The organism is Marinimicrobium sp. UBA4209, assembly GCF_002381585.1.
In the GTDB taxonomy this organism is placed as follows: Bacteria; Pseudomonadota; Gammaproteobacteria; order Pseudomonadales; family Cellvibrionaceae; genus Marinimicrobium; species Marinimicrobium koreense.
Window position 1 is genome coordinate 19,022 of record NZ_DFTP01000098.1, and the last position, 16,258, is coordinate 35,279.

11 protein-coding genes are annotated in these 16,258 nt (G+C 58.9%); 5 read left to right on the top strand and 6 right to left on the bottom strand.

The annotated features are described in order from the left end of the window. Nucleotides 1-55 precede the first annotated feature (55 nt). On the bottom strand, nt 56-3,121 hold the full coding sequence (locus tag B3187_RS14500; protein WP_286807190.1) for an efflux RND transporter permease subunit: 3,066 nt from the start codon (nt 3,119-3,121) through the stop codon (nt 56-58). Nucleotides 3,122-3,148: 27 nt separating this feature from the next. Further along, nucleotides 3,149-4,270 (bottom strand): efflux RND transporter periplasmic adaptor subunit, encoded by a 1,122-nt coding sequence (locus B3187_RS14505; RefSeq protein ID WP_286807191.1) that lies wholly within the window; start codon nt 4,268-4,270, stop codon nt 3,149-3,151. A 325-nt stretch (nt 4,271-4,595) separates the two neighbouring features. Between B3187_RS14505 and B3187_RS14510 the strand changes: the two genes are divergently transcribed. Continuing rightward, the gene (locus B3187_RS14510; protein WP_286807192.1) at nt 4,596-7,697 is read left to right on the top strand and encodes an error-prone DNA polymerase; all 3,102 of its coding nucleotides are present in this window, start codon (nt 4,596-4,598) and stop codon (nt 7,695-7,697) included. 56 nt (nt 7,698-7,753) lie between these two features. On the opposite strand, the gene B3187_RS14515 is transcribed toward B3187_RS14510, so the two are convergent. Together B3187_RS14515 and B3187_RS14520 are read right to left on the bottom strand one after the other, a co-directional pair. Continuing rightward, nucleotides 7,754-8,356 carry a DUF938 domain-containing protein gene (locus B3187_RS14515; protein ID WP_286807193.1) on the bottom strand — a complete coding sequence of 201 codons (603 nt, stop codon included), beginning with the start codon at nt 8,354-8,356 and terminating at the stop codon, nt 7,754-7,756. A 39-nt stretch (nt 8,357-8,395) separates the two neighbouring features. Next, complete coding sequence (locus B3187_RS14520) at nt 8,396-9,988, bottom strand: fused MFS/spermidine synthase (protein WP_286807194.1); 1,593 nt, start codon at nt 9,986-9,988, stop codon at nt 8,396-8,398. A gap of 131 nt (nt 9,989-10,119) precedes the next feature. Here B3187_RS14520 and B3187_RS14525 point away from each other — a divergent pair, with 131 nt between their 5' ends. Then, nucleotides 10,120-10,785 carry a hypothetical protein gene (locus B3187_RS14525; RefSeq protein ID WP_286807195.1) on the top strand — a complete coding sequence of 222 codons (666 nt, stop codon included), beginning with the start codon at nt 10,120-10,122 and terminating at the stop codon, nt 10,783-10,785. A gap of 199 nt (nt 10,786-10,984) precedes the next feature. On the opposite strand, the gene rimO is transcribed toward B3187_RS14525, so the two are convergent. Beyond that, the gene (gene rimO / locus B3187_RS14530) at nt 10,985-12,304 is read right to left on the bottom strand and encodes a 30S ribosomal protein S12 methylthiotransferase RimO (protein WP_286807196.1); all 1,320 of its coding nucleotides are present in this window, start codon (nt 12,302-12,304) and stop codon (nt 10,985-10,987) included. 117 nt (nt 12,305-12,421) lie between these two features. On the opposite strand from rimO, the gene pabB reads away from it, so the two are divergent. Next, the gene (gene pabB / locus B3187_RS14535; protein WP_286807197.1) at nt 12,422-13,813 is read left to right on the top strand and encodes an aminodeoxychorismate synthase component I; all 1,392 of its coding nucleotides are present in this window, start codon (nt 12,422-12,424) and stop codon (nt 13,811-13,813) included. 173 nt (nt 13,814-13,986) lie between these two features. Here pabB and thrH read toward each other — a convergent pair whose 3' ends face one another. Next, nucleotides 13,987-14,604, bottom strand: a complete 618-nt coding sequence (gene thrH, locus B3187_RS14540) for a bifunctional phosphoserine phosphatase/homoserine phosphotransferase ThrH (RefSeq protein WP_286807198.1) — start codon at nt 14,602-14,604, stop codon at nt 13,987-13,989. Between the two features lie 446 nt (nt 14,605-15,050). On the opposite strand from thrH, the gene B3187_RS14545 reads away from it, so the two are divergent. After that, nucleotides 15,051-15,779, top strand: a complete 729-nt coding sequence (locus B3187_RS14545) for a phosphoadenylyl-sulfate reductase (protein WP_024460214.1) — start codon at nt 15,051-15,053, stop codon at nt 15,777-15,779. Between the two features lie 53 nt (nt 15,780-15,832). Further along, nucleotides 15,833-16,171 (top strand): hypothetical protein, encoded by a 339-nt coding sequence (locus B3187_RS14550; RefSeq protein WP_286807200.1) that lies wholly within the window; start codon nt 15,833-15,835, stop codon nt 16,169-16,171. The last annotated feature ends 87 nt before the right edge of the window (nt 16,172-16,258 follow it).

Consider the following 16,258-nt stretch of genomic DNA (forward strand, 5'->3'; position numbering starts at 1 on the left):
AGGCGGCCACCGGTTCTAGGGGCATCGCCCCCTGAACCGGTTGCCGACCACCCTATCAGGCGGATTTGGCGTCCTTCGAGTGATAATCCCGGGCCAGCCACAGGTAGACCGCCGGCACCACAAACAAGGTGAACAGCGTACCGATAGTCATACCGCTGGCAATCACCAGCCCCATGGCGTAGCGGGAGGCCGAGCCGGCACCGGTGGCGATCAACAGCGGCACCATGCCCAACACGGTTGCGGCCGTGGTCATCAGAATCGGGCGAAGACGAATGGCGGTGGCCTCTTCAATGGCCTCGCGTTTGCTGCGCCCTTCTTCCTGCAGCTTGTTAGCGAACTCCACGATCAGAATACCGTGCTTGGCAATCAGCCCGATCAGCGCCAGCAAACCCACCTGGGTGTAGATGTTGATGCTGGTCAGTCCCAGGCTGATGAAGATCAGCGCACCACAAATACTCATCGGCACCGTCACCATGATGATGACACTGTTGCGGAACGACTCGAACTGGGCCGCCAACACCAGGAAAATCACCAGCAGGGCAAAGAAGAACGTCATCACCAACTGCTGCCCCTCGTTCTTCAACTGCCGGGACTGGCCGGAGTAATCGACACTGAAGCCCGCCGGTAGTACCTCTGCGGCAATCTCATCCAGCGTGGCAAGGGCCTGCCCGAGGGGCACACCGGGGCGCGGAACGCCGGAGATGGTGACGGAGTTCAACTGCTGGAAGCCGGTCAGCGAACGGGGCTGAACAGACTCTTCCAGCGTGACCAGTGACGACATGGGCACCAGCTCACCGCTCATGTTACGGGTGTAATAGTCCTCCAACTGCTCCGGATTCAAGCGCTCGGTGCGCTCAACCTGAGGAATCACCCGGTAAGAGCGGTTTTCCAACGAGAAGCGCCCGGCGTAGCCACCCCCGGTCATGCTGCCCAGATCGGCCGCCGCCTGTTGCATACTGACGCCCATCAGAGCGGCTTTTTCCCGATCGATCTGCACGGTTTGCCGGGGGCGATCGATGCGCAGATCGCTGTCGACGAAAATAAAGCGTCCACTCTCCCGGGCTTGAGAGAGCACCTCATCCGCCACTTCATCCAGCACCGCATAGGGCTGAGTGGTGCCAATGACAAACTCGATCGGCGCACCACCGCCACCCGGAGACGGCAGCGACGGCGGGACAATGGCAAACACATCCAGCCCCGGGATCTTGGACATGAACGGCTGGATTTCATTCTCGAGAATTTCTTGGGTGGTGCGCTCGCGTCGGTCCCAGGGTGCCAACACCATACCGGCACCGGCGGTGTTGGAGCCGTTCATCCCGTTAATGATGAACATTTTCTCCAGTTCCGGAATCTGCTCACGCAGCTGGTTCATGTATTCGGTATTGCGCTCGGTGTAATCCAGGGTGCCATAGGCGTCACCCGTAGCGATGGTGAACACAAAACCCTGGTCCTCCGGTGGCTCCAGTTCGGTATTACTGGAGACAAACAGAAAGTAACAGGACACCAGAATAATCAGCGCAAACACCAGCACTACCGGCGTGGTATTGAGCGTACCGTGCAACCAGCGCTGGTAGCCCTGACGCAGCCGGTCGAAATGATCGTCCAGCCAGACTTCAAACTTGGGCCGGGGGCCACCGTGGCTGCGCGAGCGCAGAATGCGCGAACACATCATGGGCGACAGCGTCAGTGCGACCACACCGGACAGCACCACCGTGGCCGCCAGGGTAAAGGCGAATTCGACAAACAGTACCCCGGTCAGACCGCCGATAAAGCCCAGCGGAATGAATACCGCCACCAGTGTGGTGGACATGGCAATAATCGGCCAGGCCAGCTGTCGGGCCCCGAGCAGTGACGCCTCCAGGCGGGACATGCCTTCTTCCACATGCCGCTGAATGTTTTCCAGCATGATGATGGCATCGTCCACCACAATTCCGATGGCCAGGACCATGGCCAACAGGGTCAGCAGGTTGATGGAAAAACCGAAGATCCACATCAGAAAGAAGGTACCCACCAGCGACAGCGGAACCGCCACGGCGGGTACGATCACGCTGCGCACCGACCCGAGGAAGGCATAAATCACCAGAATCACGATGATCAGGGCGAGGATGATGGTCAGCACCACCTCGTCAATGGCGCTTTCAATGTACTCGGTGGAGTCGTAGGGGATATCCGCTTCCAGCCCCTCGGGCAGCTCCGGGATAATGTCCCGGTTCCAGACCTCGCGCACCTCGGCGATCACATCCAGGGCGTTGGCATCCGGGGAGATTTCAATCCCCATGAAGGTCGCGGCCAGGCCGTTGAAGGTCACGGAGGTATCGTAGTTCTCCGCCCCAAGCTCAACCTCGGCCACATCCCGTAAACGCACCAGAGCACCGTTTTCCGAGCGCACCACCAGGTCCTCAAACTCATCGGCATTGCGCAGGTCTGTACCGGCGTTCAGATCAATGGCCACCATTTGGCCTTTCGTGCGCCCCAGCGCCGCCAGGACGTTATTGGACCGCAGAGCGCCCATGACATCGGAACCGGTCACGCCCAGAGACGCCATCCGCTCCGGGTCCAGCCAGATGCGCATGGCAAAGGTCCTGGCCCCGAGAATCTGGGCCCGCTGGACCCCGGGAATGGTGGACAGTTGCGGCTCCACGACCCGGACCAGATAGTCGGTGATCTGGTTGTTATTGAGCAGCTCACTGTAAAACGACAGATACATGGCCGCCGTGCTCTGCCCCACCGCCAGGTTGACCACGGGATCTTCCGCTTCTTCCGGCAGGTCGGAACGCAGAGCGTTGACCTGGGCGGCAATCTGGGTCAGCGCCTCATTGGGGTCATAGTCCAGTCGCAGGTAAGCCTGCACGGTACTCATGCCCGCACTGGAGGTGGACTGCACGTAGTCAATGCCTTCCGCGGCGGCCACTTCCCGCTCCATGGGTTTGGTAATGAACCCCTGAATCAGATCGGCATCGGCACCAATATAGGCGGTGCTCACCGTCACCACGGCATTCTGGATTTCGGGGAATTGGCGCACGTTCATGTCCATGCCCGCGCGCGCGCCCAGCAGCAGAATAAACAGGCTGACCACCGTCGCCAACACTGGCTTACGGATAAAGACGTCAGTAAACCGCATAAATTGTTCTCCTTAAGGCCTCAGGCGCTACTGGTTCGCCGGCGTCGGTTCCAGCTCACTGGTCGGCTGAACACTGGGGTCGTCATTGACTTCCACCAGTCCGTTGTTGCGCAGCTTGAGCAGGCCGGAAGTGGCAATGCGCTCGCCCTCTTCCAGACCATCCAGGACCGCAATCAGGTCCCCTCGCCGATTGCCGGTACGAACAAACCGACGGGTTACGCGCAGCTCGTCCTCTTCGTTTTCATTCAGTACAAAAACGGAATTGCCGTAGGGATCAAACTGGATGGCCGTTTGTGGCACCACAATCAGATCCTGCGGTTCACCCAGCGTCAGGGTTACCCGCCCGAACATGCCCGGGCGCAACTGTTGGTCCGGGTTCTCCAGAGTGGCCTGCACGGTAAAGGTGCGGGTGGATTCATTCACACCCGGCTCAATGGCCGTCACTTCGCCCTCGAACATTGCCTCTCCATAGGCATCCACGCGAACCCTGACCGGCATCCCTTCGGTCACGGACGCCAACTGACGCTCGGGCAGATCGAAGTTCAGGTAAATCGGATCCAGCGCCTGTACCGCCACCACCGGACTTCCGGGTGACACGTACTGACCGATGTTGACCTGACGGATACCGGAGACGCCATCGAACGGCGCGCGAATGGTTTTCTGACGAATGCGGGCTTCTTGCGCCTTGACAGCGGCGGTGGCCTGCGCGGCTTCACTTTCACGACGCTGCAGCTCGGACTTGGAGCTGTTGCCTTCATTGAACAACCGCTGGTAGCGCTCCAGCTCCATGGAGGCGAGCTTTTCGGCGGCGTTCAGGCTGCGCAGATCGGCTTCGTCCGCCTCGATGTCCAGGGACACCAGACGCTGCCCTTCCGTCACACGATCGCCGTTTTCAAAATGAATTTCGGTGACAATGCCGCTCGCCTCGGTGGTCAACTGGGCGCCATTGACGGCGCGGAAACTGCCCACGGCGGTGGTCTCCTGAGCCCAGCGCTGCTGGCTTGCCTCCGTTGCGGTGATGCTGGCAGGCTGCTCCGGCATGTTATCGATGAAGTTACCAATCATGGTATTCATGAACGCCTTGAAACCGAAAATGCCGCCGAAAACAACGGCAACGGCCACCAGCATTATGGTCATTCGCTTGGTCATGCGTGTGCTCCCTCTACTCCTGAATCGCGCGTCGCGAAGGTATCTGAACTCTGAAACGTAGTCTGTCCCGGAACCTGGTTTGCCGGCACCGGAGCATTCAGTGAAACCCTGGAAAAGATCTGTTGAACCCTGTAGCCGAACGGATACGCGGGGGTGGGCTCTTTAGATGTGGGGCAAAGCTTACAACAGGGCGCCATAAAGGTACACGGTTGTTACAGAATCTTACATTCCCACGCCGGCGGCTAGGCCAAGTCACTGAATCACTTGCATCTCTTTCCGCATCCAATTACTGTACATACAAACAGTATTTAGTTGAAGTGCGATCATGAGTTATGCCGAACTCGTCTGCCAGAGTAATTTCTCCTTTCTGGAAGGCGCCTCCCATCCCGAAGAGCTGATGAACCGGGCCGACGAACTGGGTTACCGGGCCCTGGCGCTGACCGACGAGTGCTCGGTGGCCGGTGTGGTGCGCGCCTACGCCGAGCACCGTCGGCTGGGCTCAAAGACCCGCCTGATCGTCGGCACCCGGCTGCGCCTGCCTCCCTGGTTGGATCTGGTGCTGCTCTGCCCGACCCGCCAGGCCTATGCCGAGCTTTGCCGGATCGTCAGTAACGCCCGGCGGCGCAGCCCCAAGGGGCAGTACCAACTGGAGAAGTGGGACCTGAAATCCATCCAGCACGGATTGTTGTTATGGCTGCCCTGCGGAGACGGAACATTGGATCAGCGCTGGGGCCAGTGGCTGAAAAAACACCACGAGAGTCGACTCTGGTTGGGCGTGCGGCGCCACCTGACGCACCGGGAGCACCGGATGATTGCTCACTGCGAGCAGCTCGGTCAGGATCTGGCTCTGCCCTTGTGCGCCTGCGGTGAGGTGCTGATGCACCGGGCCGAGCGCCTGCCCCTACAACAGGTGCTCACCGCCATTCGGCTGGGCACCACCGTTGCCAAGGCCGGCCGCAAGCTCTGCCCCAATGCCGAACGGAGCCTGCGCAGTCACGCCAAACTGGACAAACTGTTCAAGCCCGAGTGGCTGGCCGAAACCTGCCATATCGCCGAGCGCTGCACCTTTGATCTGGGCGAGCTGCGTTACGAGTACCCGGCGGAACTCGTCCCCCCGGGGCAAACGCCCTTCTCTTATCTGTGTGAGCTGGTCGAACAGGGCGTTCAGAAACGGTTTCCCGAAGGGCCCGACGAAACGGTCCGAGCGACGATCGACAAGGAACTGGATCTGATCGACAGCCTCGGCTACGCGCACTTCTTCCTGACCATCCACGACCTGGTCGTCTTCGCTCAAAGTCGCGGTATTCTGTATCAGGGGCGGGGCTCAGCCGCCAACTCGGTGGTCTGTTACTGCCTGGAAATCACCGCTGTCGACCCGAGGCACATCAAAGTTCTGTTTGAGCGTTTTCTGTCCAAAGAGCGCAATGAACCGCCGGACATTGATGTGGACTTCGAACACGAACGGCGCGAAGAAGTGATCCAGTACATCTATGAAAAATACGGGCGCCCCCGGGCAGCCCTGGCCGCTACCGTTATCCGCTACCGGTTCAAAAGTGCCCTGCGGGATGTGGGCAAGGCACTCGGTATCGGCGAATCCCACCTGGACTTCCTGATTCGCAACATCAACCGGCGGGACCGGGACAGCCAGTGGGAGCAGCAGGTAAGCGATATTGGCCTGGACCCGGAGTCCGGAACCGCCCAGCAACTGGTGCAGCTGGTCAATGAGCTGCGCGGTTTTCCCCGCCACCTGTCGCAACATGTGGGGGGCTTTGTCATTTCCTCAGGCCCGCTCTACGAACTGGTCCCCATCGAAAATGCCGCCATGACCGAGCGCACGGTCATCCAGTGGGACAAAGATGACATTGAAACCCTCGGACTGCTGAAGGTGGATGTTCTGGCATTGGGTATGCTCACCGCCCTGCGTAAAAGTTTTGATCTGGTCCGCCAGCACTGGGGCCGCTCACTGAGCCTTTCCGAGCTGACCGGCGCCATGGACGACCCGGCGGTTTACCGGTTGATTCAGAAAGCCGATACGGTGGGACTGTTTCAGATTGAATCCCGGGCTCAGATGTCCATGCTGCCACGCCTGAGGCCGGCCTGCTATTACGATCTGGTGATCCAGATTGCCATTGTCCGGCCCGGTCCGATTCAGGGCGGCATGGTCCACCCCTATCTGAAACGCCGCAATAAAGAAGAGGGCGTGGACTACCCCTCCGAGGAAGTCAGAGGCGTTCTGGAGCGCACTCTGGGGGTACCGATTTTTCAGGAGCAGGTCATCCAACTGGCCATGGTGGCCGCCGGATTCACCGGCGGGGAAGCCGATCAGTTGCGGCGCGCCATGGCGGCCTGGAAGAAAACCGGTGAGCTGGAAAAGTTTCACGACAAACTGGTCGATGGCATGGTGGCCCGGGGCTACACCAGCGAGTACGCGGAGCGTATCTATCAACAGATTTGCGGCTTTGGCGAATACGGTTTTCCCGAATCCCACTCCGCCAGCTTTGCCCTACTCGCCTATGCCTCGGCGTGGCTCAAACACCACTACCCCGAAGCGTTCTACACTGCACTGCTGAACAGCCACCCCATGGGCTTCTATTCACCGTCGCAGTTGATCCAGGACGCCCGCCGTCACGGGTTGGAGGTGCGACCGGTCTGTGTGAATCGTTCGGAGCGGGATCACGGCCTGGAAAAGACCGATCAGGGTTGGGCCATTCGGCTCGGTTTCCGATTGGTCAAAGGCCTCTCTGAGGCTGGCATGACTCAGCTTGTGGCACAGCCCCGCCAGAGCGAAGAACGCCGTTTTCAACAGGTGTCGCAACTGAAAGCCGACGGTTTCAGTCAGCGGGACCTCGAAGCGCTGGCCAGTGCCAATGCCCTGCATGACCTCAGTGACAACCGCTACCAGACCCGCTGGGCACTGATGGACCAGAGTCATTCACTGCCTTTGTTTGCCCATCTTGATGAACCAGACAAGGCGGCCGAACCCGAGGCGGACTATCTGACAGCCCCAAGTGAGCTGGACAACCTGGTGGAGGATTATGCAAGCACCGGGCTGACCCTGAATCGTCATCCGATCACTCTTCTGGATGAGGCTGGCGCTATCGGTCGCTTTACCCGGGCCAAGGACTTGTGCACCCGGGAGCACAAGTCCATGGTGGCCGTCGCCGGTGTGGTAACCGGGCGACAGAGTCCGGGCACCGCCGCCGGAGTCACCTTCATCACCCTGGAAGACGATACCGGCAACAGCAATGTCGTGGTCTGGCTGGCAACGGCCCGCGCCCAAAAACAGGCCTACCTGACCGCCCGGCTATTGAAAGTCCACGGGATTCTGGAGCGGGAAGGTGAAGTCACTCACGTGATCGCCGGTCGCCTGGAAGATCTCAGCCACCGTCTGGATGCCCTGTCCACCCGGTCCAGGGACTTTCATTAAACCACCATCGGCATTAAACCATCACTGGCATTAATCAATCACTGATCTCAATCGTGTTACTGACGCACAAATACCAGGCAGCGATTGTTGGCGGGCAGCTCAAGGGTTTCGGTCAGTTCCAGTCCGCGTTGCCCGGCTTCTTCGGCAACCGTCTGTCGATTGCGGATGCCCCGGTGTGGCGCCTGGGTTTTCAGCCACTGATCAAACTCGGCGTTGCTGTCGCTGGTGAACGCACCCTGTTCATTGAAGGGGCCGTAAACCACCAACAGGCCGCCAGGAGGCAGAATTCGCGCGCACCCGTCCAACAGGGAGAGCACCGCCTCCCAGGGCATGATGTGGAAGGTGTTGGAGGTAAATACCGCATCGGTCTGCTCGATCGGCCAGGGGGACTGCGCGGCGTCGAGTACCAGTGGTGGTTTCAGATTGCTGCCGAAATAATCCGCCAGCCAGGCCTGAATGCCCTCATGATGCTCGGGCAGATCACTGGTCTGCCACGTCAAATGCGGCATGGCCGCAGCGAAATAGACCGCATGCTGGCCGGTACCGGTACCGATTTCAAGCACATGACGCAGGGTGGCGAAACGCGGTGCAAGCACCGACAGTATGGGCTGTTTATTGTTCTCGCAGGCTTGAGAGAAAGGTTTATCGACGACCGCCATAACAACGACTCCGGCACGGTGAAGGAGACCCATTGTAGCTCAATAAAACAACACTGACTCACCCACCCGGTCAATCAACAGATCCCGGTAGTACTCCGCCTTGGCAATATGCAGTGTTTCCAGAGGGTTGAAGTCATCCGTAATCACCAGCTCTGTATCGCCCGTAACGCTCACCTCCCGGGCCTGCAACCACTGGCGAGACGCTGCGGGGCCACTGAGTTCCAGAGGGTCGTCCGACACCACGAACACGAAATCATTGAAGCTTGCCTCCGGCGAGGACACAAAGGTACGGCGGTGTTCGAATACCTGATCCAGGGTATTGGCGACGGCCTCCACCGGGGTGCGTTCCCCATCGTGGGTCAGGCCGACAAAATTCAGCGCCAACACACCACCGGGCTTCAGGCGGGCTTTCAGCGTCTGGAACATTTCGAGACTCAACAGATGAATCGGCTCAGCGCCGCCGGTAAAGCAGTCGTGCACAATCAGGTCATAGCGTCGTTCAAGTTGCTGTATCCGATAGCGCGCATCGCCCACCACGACCTCGCCCGTCGGTTCAAAGCTGAAGTATTGTTGCGCGGCATGAGCCACCGCCGGGTCAATTTCAATGGCGTCGGTGCGTACACCGAAGCGGGCGTAGGTATTGACCAGGTGGCCACTGCCCAGGCCCACCAGCAGCGCCGAGTCCCCGGCCGGATGAAACCGGGGCAGTTGACCAACAACCTGCTGATACCCCAGAAGGCCCACCCCGGTCTCCATATCTTCTGCACCAATCGTCGAGCCACCCGACATCAGCCAGCGTATACCGCGCTCCGGCTGATCAATGACCCGGACCCAGCCGTAATGGGTTTCCGCTTCGAAGACGACGTCCGAGCCGGGGTAATCCCGCTCACCAATCGAAGTGCCAACCCCCAGCAAGAGCACCGCCGCCAACACCGCCGTGGACACGCCCCAGACCAGCAGCGAATGCCCGGACCTCAAGCGCTGACGCTCATAGAGTGCCAATACAAACGCCATGATCAGCATCAGCAAACTCAGGCTGACCACGATGGCCTCGGTTCCAAACAGCGGCAACAGAAAAAACCCGAGAAAGAGCGTGCCCAGTACACTGCCCAGCGTACTGATCGCGTAAACCGTCCCGGCGGTTCGCCCCACCCGCTCAAGGCCCTGGGTGACAGTCTTGATGACATACGGGCCCACCATTCCCAATGTCAGCAGACAGGGGGTAAACAGGATCAGCGCACTGAGCAGCGCCCCACCCCGCAGTCCAAAGCCATTACTGGCGAGCTGCACCGGCTTGCTCAACAAGGGAATCACCCCAATCAGCACCGCCGTCACCAGAAGGATGTGGGACAGCCGCAACCAGGGTGCGGTGTCGGCAAGACGTCCACCCACCAGGTAGCCCACCGAGAGCGCCAGTAAGGCGGTGGACAGCAGCGACGACCAGACAATCATGCTGACCCCGTAGTAAGGGCCGATAATGCGCGTACCGAGCAGCTCGATCATCATGACGGTCGCGCCAGTGAGACTGGCGGTGACATAAAACAGCCACCGATCCATCCGGGTCAACGGCGGATGACCGAGCGTCGCGTTGGGAGATGTTTGTTGGGGGTTGGTCTGCCTGCGTTTGGACACGTTCCATGACCTCTATTATTGTTGTATTGCGAATAGTTGGCCGTAGACTATAAGAAGTTCTGGACGCTGCCAACGCGACCTTCTGTTTTTGTGGTCTGGTTCGCAAGCGGTGAAAAGTATCAGGAGGTATTGTGCGTCGATCTGCATCCATTCTGGCCTGGCTCAATTGCCTGATACCACTACTGGCCGTTACCGGTGCCTACAGCATCGCGCTGTACCAACAGGCCGCACCGGCATGCAATCCCTTCCTCGACGGCTGCACCTCCATCAGCCGGGCGGCCCGAAGCGGCGATGCCATTTTCCTGTTTCGCGGCCTGATGATGCCACTCAGCATGCTGCTGGTGCTTTACTGGCTGCTTCAGTGGCAGTGGTTGAACCAGCGCATAGGCCCACGCCGCCGACACACCGCCGCACTCTGGCTCGGTATCATTTCCGCCCTGGCGCTGGTGCTGTATACAAACTATCTCGGGACCGGGAGTGGTTTCTACGAGTTCATGCGCCGCACCGGCATCATTTTCCATTTCGCCTTTGCTTTACTGGCCCAGTTGATTTGCGTGCAGTCGCTGTTCAGCGCTCGGAATCGACTCCCGGCCGAAATCATTACCCCGGTTCGCTGGCAGTTTGCCCTGGTGTCAATTCAGTGGTTGTGGGGCGCGGTATCCCTGGCGGTGGATATCACTCTGCCCGCGTTCGAGTACGAAGCCAAAAACGTGATCGAATGGAATTTCGCCTGGGCAATGGTGGGGTTTTACGGTGTAAGCGGCTGGATCTGGTGGAGGCATCCACCGCAACCGTAAGTAGCTATGGAGAGGATAGCATTCATACGTCAGAAGCGCTCTAAGAAGCCCGGCGCCGGCAAGGAACACCGGGTGCAGACCCGCCGTGAACCCATCCTTGGGGGCTTCTCGTCGGCATCCATGCCTTCGAGAGTCTGCAACCGGTGTTCCTTGCCGACGCCTCAGTGCCACATTAGATTTTTGTGACTCCGCATAAGTGCTAGATCACAGAACCCCAAAGATCGTATTCGTCCGCCTGCTCAATGATAACCTGAACTTTATCGCCCGGTTGCAGGCCTTCGGCGCCATTCAGGTAGACTAGGCCGTCAATTTCCGGAGCGTCGGCGTAACTGCGACCGATGGCGCCCTCTTCATCAACCTCATCAATCAGCACTTCCAGAGTGCGACCGATCTGGGCCTGAAGTCGTTGGGCGGAAATTTTCTGCTGTACCGCCATAAAGCGGTCGAAACGCTCCTGCTTGATCTCATCCGGCACCGGGTCCGGCAGCTCGTTGGCCGCCGCCCCTTCCACCGGTGAATACTGAAAGCAGCCAACGCGGTCGAGTTGTGCCTCCTCCAGGAATTCAAGCAACTGTTGGAAATCCTCTTCCGTTTCACCGGGAAAGCCGACGATAAACGTGGAGCGAATGGTCAGGTCTGGCACCTGTTCGCGCCAGCTCTTGATCCGTTCCAGGGTTTTCTCGACCTGGCCCGGGCGCTTCATCAGCTTGAGCAGACGCGGACTGGCGTGCTGGAACGGAATATCCAGGTACGGAAGGATTTTGCCTTCCGCCATCAGCGGGATCACCTTGTCGACATGGGGGTAGGGGTAAACGTAGTGCAGGCGTACCCAGACACCCAGCTCCCCCAGAGCCTCGCATAATTTGAGCATGTCGGTTTTGAGCGGGCGGCCGTCCCAGAAGTCGGTGCGGTATTTCACGTCCACACCATAGGCAGAGGTATCCTGGGAGATCACCAGCAGTTCCTTGACGCCCGCTTTGACCAGGCGTTCGGCTTCACTCATCACCTGCCCGATCGGGCGACTGACCAATTTGCCGCGCATGTCCGGGATGATGCAGAAACTGCAACTGTGATTGCAGCCCTCGGAAATTTTGAGGTAGGCGTAGTGCCGTGGCGTGAGCTTCACGCCCTGGGGTGGCACCAGGTCCAAAAAGGGATTGTGGTCCTTGGCCGGCGGCAGGTGCTGGTGTACCTGATCGAGGACTTTTTCATAGGCGTGGGCGCCGGAAATGCCCAGTACGCCGGGGTGCACTTCGCGGATTTCATCTTCCTTGACCCCCAGGCAACCGGTCACCAGCACTTTGCCGTTTTCCTTGAGCGCCTCACCGATGGTGCCGAGGGATTCCTCCACCGCGCTGTCAATGAAGCCACAGGTGTTCACAATCACCATGTCCGCATCGTTGTAGGTCGGGACAATCTGATACCCCTCGGTGCGCAACTGGGTCAGAATGCGTTCGGAATCGACCAGGTTTTTCGGGCAGCCAAGACTGACAAAACCAACGGTGGGCGTGTGTTTCATAAGACAAACTCGTGCGGGGGCGAAAAAGGCCGCTATTGTAGGCGTTCCGGACCCGGATTGCATGGGGTTCCCGTGCTAGAATGCCGCTTTTCCCTGAATGAGCCGTAGTTTAATTCCATGAGGCCCAGCCCACGCGTCTGTTCCCTGCCCTATTTCGTCGATAGTGCCCACTGGTTTGCCTGCCTGGCGGACTGGGAGGCTCCGGTCTGGCTGGACAGCGGGCATCCGGGAAGCCACTACGGCCGCTTCGATATTCTGGCCGCCGAACCCCACACACAACTCACCTGTCGGGGCACCCATTGTGATATTCAACCGCGTGGACAACCGCCAGAGCGCCGGGAATCCCCGCCCCTGGATGTGGTGCGCGAGTTGATGCCACCCCCGCTGAGCCCGCTCGCGGAGATTCCCTTTGCGACCGGCGCCATCGGTTATTTCGGCTACGACCTGGCTCGCTGCCTGGAGCGCCTGCCGGAGCAGGCCGCCGCGGACATCACTCTGCCGGACCTCTGGCTCGGGTTTTATGATTGGGCCATCGTGCAGGACCACCAGAGCGCCAAGGCCTATCTGGTCACGCGGCCCGAACAGGACATTGAGTCACTTCGTGCCCGTCTGCTGGCCCGGGAGCCGGAAAAGGCACTTGAGAGTTTTCTTGAAGAAACCGGAAATCGCTTTAATATCAATGCGTTCAAAGCGGAACTTAGTGCAGATTCTTATCATAGAAAACTCGGTCGCATCCTCGACTACATCCACGCCGGCGACTGCTACCAGATCAACCTGGCCCAGCGATTTCACGCCGACTACCAGGGCAATCCCGCGCGGGCCTTCCTGGCCTTGCGGCAGGCGCTGCCCTCCCCGTTTTCCGGCTTTATCCCATTGGCGGACGGCGCGGTAATCAGCTTGTCCCCCGAGCGTTTTATCGCATTGCACGACAGGCAGGCGGAAACCCGCCCGATCAAAGGCACCGCGCCGCGTCGGAGCGACCCGGAGGCCGACCGGGCTGAGGCGCAGGCCTTGGCCCAGAGCGCCAAAAACCGGGCGGAAAACCTGATGATTGTCGACCTGCTGCGCAACGATCTGAGCAAAAGCTGTCACAACGTTCACACACCCAAGCTGTTCGAACTGCAGAGTTTTGCCAACGTTCATCACCTGGTCAGCACGGTCACCGGGGAGCTGGACCCTGACGCCGACGCCCTGACGCTGCTCGGCGGCAGCTTCCCCGGCGGCTCCATTACCGGCGCACCGAAAGTCCGGGCCATGGAAATCATCGAGGAGCTGGAGCCGGTTCGACGCTCGGTGTATTGCGGCAGCCTTGGCTACTTGAGCGCCGACGGCAATATGGATACCAGCATTGCCATCCGCACCCTGGTCTGCAATCAGGGGCGCATTTACTGCTGGGGTGGCGGCGGTATCGTGGCGGATTCTGAACCCGAGTCAGAATACGAGGAAAGCTGGAATAAAGTGCGGGTGTTGATGGAGACGCTGGAGCGGGAGTTTTCCGACAAGGCGTGAGCGGCGCCCCGTGGGTGTTTTGTATGTTTGGTTTTGGTTGCGGCGGATGCGGGCTGCGCCCTTATCCGCCCTACGGCCGAGCGCAGCGGTATAAACCTGCGTAGGGGCCGAGCGCAGCGATTAAAAGCGCATCCGCCGCCAAGCCACCTTCACGCTGACACCACAAAAACGCCCTACAGCGCCAAATCCCGATTACTGGCCGCAATAAAGGCCTTCTTCAGGTCTTCGTAATTGTGCACCGCCGGGAACTGGGGGAACTCGTCAATGACGTTCTGCGGTGCATGGAACAGAATGCCGGCATCCGCCTCACCCAACATGGTAGTGTCATTGTAAGAGTCGCCCGCCGCTATCACCCGGTAATACAGCGTTTTCAGCGCCAGCACGGATTGGCGCTTCGGATCTCTCTGGCGCAGCGTGTAATCCGCCACCTTGCCATCCTCATTCACCTGAAGGCGGTGACACAGCAGCGTGGGGAAACCGAGCTGGCGCATCAGCGGCTGGGAGAACTCGTAAAAGGTATCGGAAAGAATGATGACCTGAAAGCGCTCGCGCAACCAGTCCACAAACTCGGGAGCACCATCCAGCGGCTTCAACTTGGCAATGACCTCCTGGATTTCATTCAATCCCAGGCCATTTTCCTCCAGAATGCGCAGGCGTTGCTTCATCAGCACATCGTAATCCGGAATATCCCGGGTGGTCGCTTTCAGCTCTTCAATCCCCGTAACCTTGGCAAACTCAATCCAGATTTCCGGAACCAGAACCCCTTCGAGGTCGAGACAGGCTATTTCCACAATTACCCCCGCAGTGTATTGACAGTCGCCCGGACAGAGCCCGGAAAATGCGGGCAAATTTACCGGTTTGCCTGCCGAAACGCAACTTGCTTCCCCTCCTCCTGCGCGTATTGTGACTCCGGGGTTTTCACGTGGAACATAGATCCAGAAAGCATATCAATCCACGAATAATTAGCACAAAAGTTATTTTTCCATCGTTACTTTATGACCATTTTGTTGATTTTTTATTCGATATGTGGGGTTTTCACCCAACAAAACCACTAGATGCTGTGCATTACGTCGCCAAATTGATGAAACTTTGCCCAATGTTCCACGGAGCACTCCATCGGACACATAGGGGCAGACAGTGATGGAATAACCTCATAAAGACTGGGTATTAGGAAGTTATTTCGGCCTCTGGTATTCTTCTCCGCCGTGATCAGCCAACCCCAGCCATGGAATTATCAATGTCGAGCGAACTACTCAATACCGTCGATCTGGACGCCGAACTGCAACAGGCCTCGCCCCAGAAAATCCTGGAATTCGCCCTGAGCGAGTTCGACAACATCGTCGTCTCTTTCAGTGGTGCCGAGGACGTCGTTCTGGTGCACATGGCCCACCAGATACGTCCGGACATCAAGGTATTCGTGCTGGATACCGGACGCCTGCACGCCGAGACGTACCGCTTTATTGAGCGGGTGCGTGAGCACTACAAGGTCGATATCGATGTCCTTTCACCCGACGGAGAGGCCGTTCGCGAGCTGGTGCGCAAAAAAGGCCTGTTCAGTTTCTACCAGGATGGCCATCAGGAGTGCTGCGGCATCCGCAAAATCGGCCCGCTTCGCAAGAAGCTGCTGGAAGTCGACGCCTGGGTTACCGGGCAGCGCAAAGACCAGAGCCCGGGCACCCGCAACGGCATTCCGGTCATTCAGGACGATAAGCTGTTTGCCCGCCCCGGCGATCGGCTGGTGAAATTCAATCCCCTGGCCAACTGGAGTTCCCAGCAGGTTTGGGACTATATTCGGGCTATGGAGATTCCCTACAACGAGCTGCACGACAAGGGTTATGTCTCCATCGGTTGCGAACCCTGCACACGCCCGATTGGTCCGGGCCAGCACGAGCGGGAAGGCCGCTGGTGGTGGGAAGAATCAACCAAGAAAGAATGCGGGTTGCACGCTGATAACGTCAAGTCGTGACGTGATAGCAGGCCGGGCGAGACAATGCTCCGAGAACGCCACGAGGTAAGCTTATGACCATCACGCTGGTAAAAAAGATACTCAAAGACGGCTCGCCCTGCGCGAAGTGCGCGGACGTCCTGCAGAAGCTGAAAGAAAGCGGCCATATGAGTCGCATCGACGACATTCTGGTGGCGGATGAACGCGACCCGAACAGCCCGGGGATGCAACTGGCCCGCCAGTACCAGGTCGACCGGGCACCCTTTTTCCTGGTCGATCATGAGGACGGTCAGGATCCGGTGATCTATACGGTGTATCTGAAATTCGTCCGGGAGGTGCTGGAGCAGAAGGCGTCAGAGTCGGACGAGCTGAAGGAAATCATGAAGGATAATCCGGATCTGGATTTTCTGTAATCTTCGCCGCAGACAGGCGTTTTTTGGCACTGCATGGGTGCCCTTGTTTGGTTCTGGTTACGGCGGATGCGCGCTTCGCGCTTATCC

Coding starts and splice junctions, on each gene's coding strand:
- rimO (WP_286807196.1), bottom strand. CDS start 12,304: ATGAAACACACGCCCACCGTTGGTTTTGTCAGTCTTGGCTGCCCGAAA.
- B3187_RS14505 (WP_286807191.1), bottom strand. CDS start 4,270: ATGACCAAGCGAATGACCATAATGCTGGTGGCCGTTGCCGTTGTTTTC.
- B3187_RS14550 (WP_286807200.1), top strand. CDS start 15,833: ATGACCATCACGCTGGTAAAAAAGATACTCAAAGACGGCTCGCCCTGC.
- pabB (WP_286807197.1), top strand. CDS start 12,422: ATGAGGCCCAGCCCACGCGTCTGTTCCCTGCCCTATTTCGTCGATAGT.
- B3187_RS14545 (WP_024460214.1), top strand. CDS start 15,051: ATGTCGAGCGAACTACTCAATACCGTCGATCTGGACGCCGAACTGCAA.
- B3187_RS14500 (WP_286807190.1), bottom strand. CDS start 3,121: ATGCGGTTTACTGACGTCTTTATCCGTAAGCCAGTGTTGGCGACGGTG.
- B3187_RS14515 (WP_286807193.1), bottom strand. CDS start 8,356: ATGGCGGTCGTCGATAAACCTTTCTCTCAAGCCTGCGAGAACAATAAA.
- B3187_RS14510 (WP_286807192.1), top strand. CDS start 4,596: ATGAGTTATGCCGAACTCGTCTGCCAGAGTAATTTCTCCTTTCTGGAA.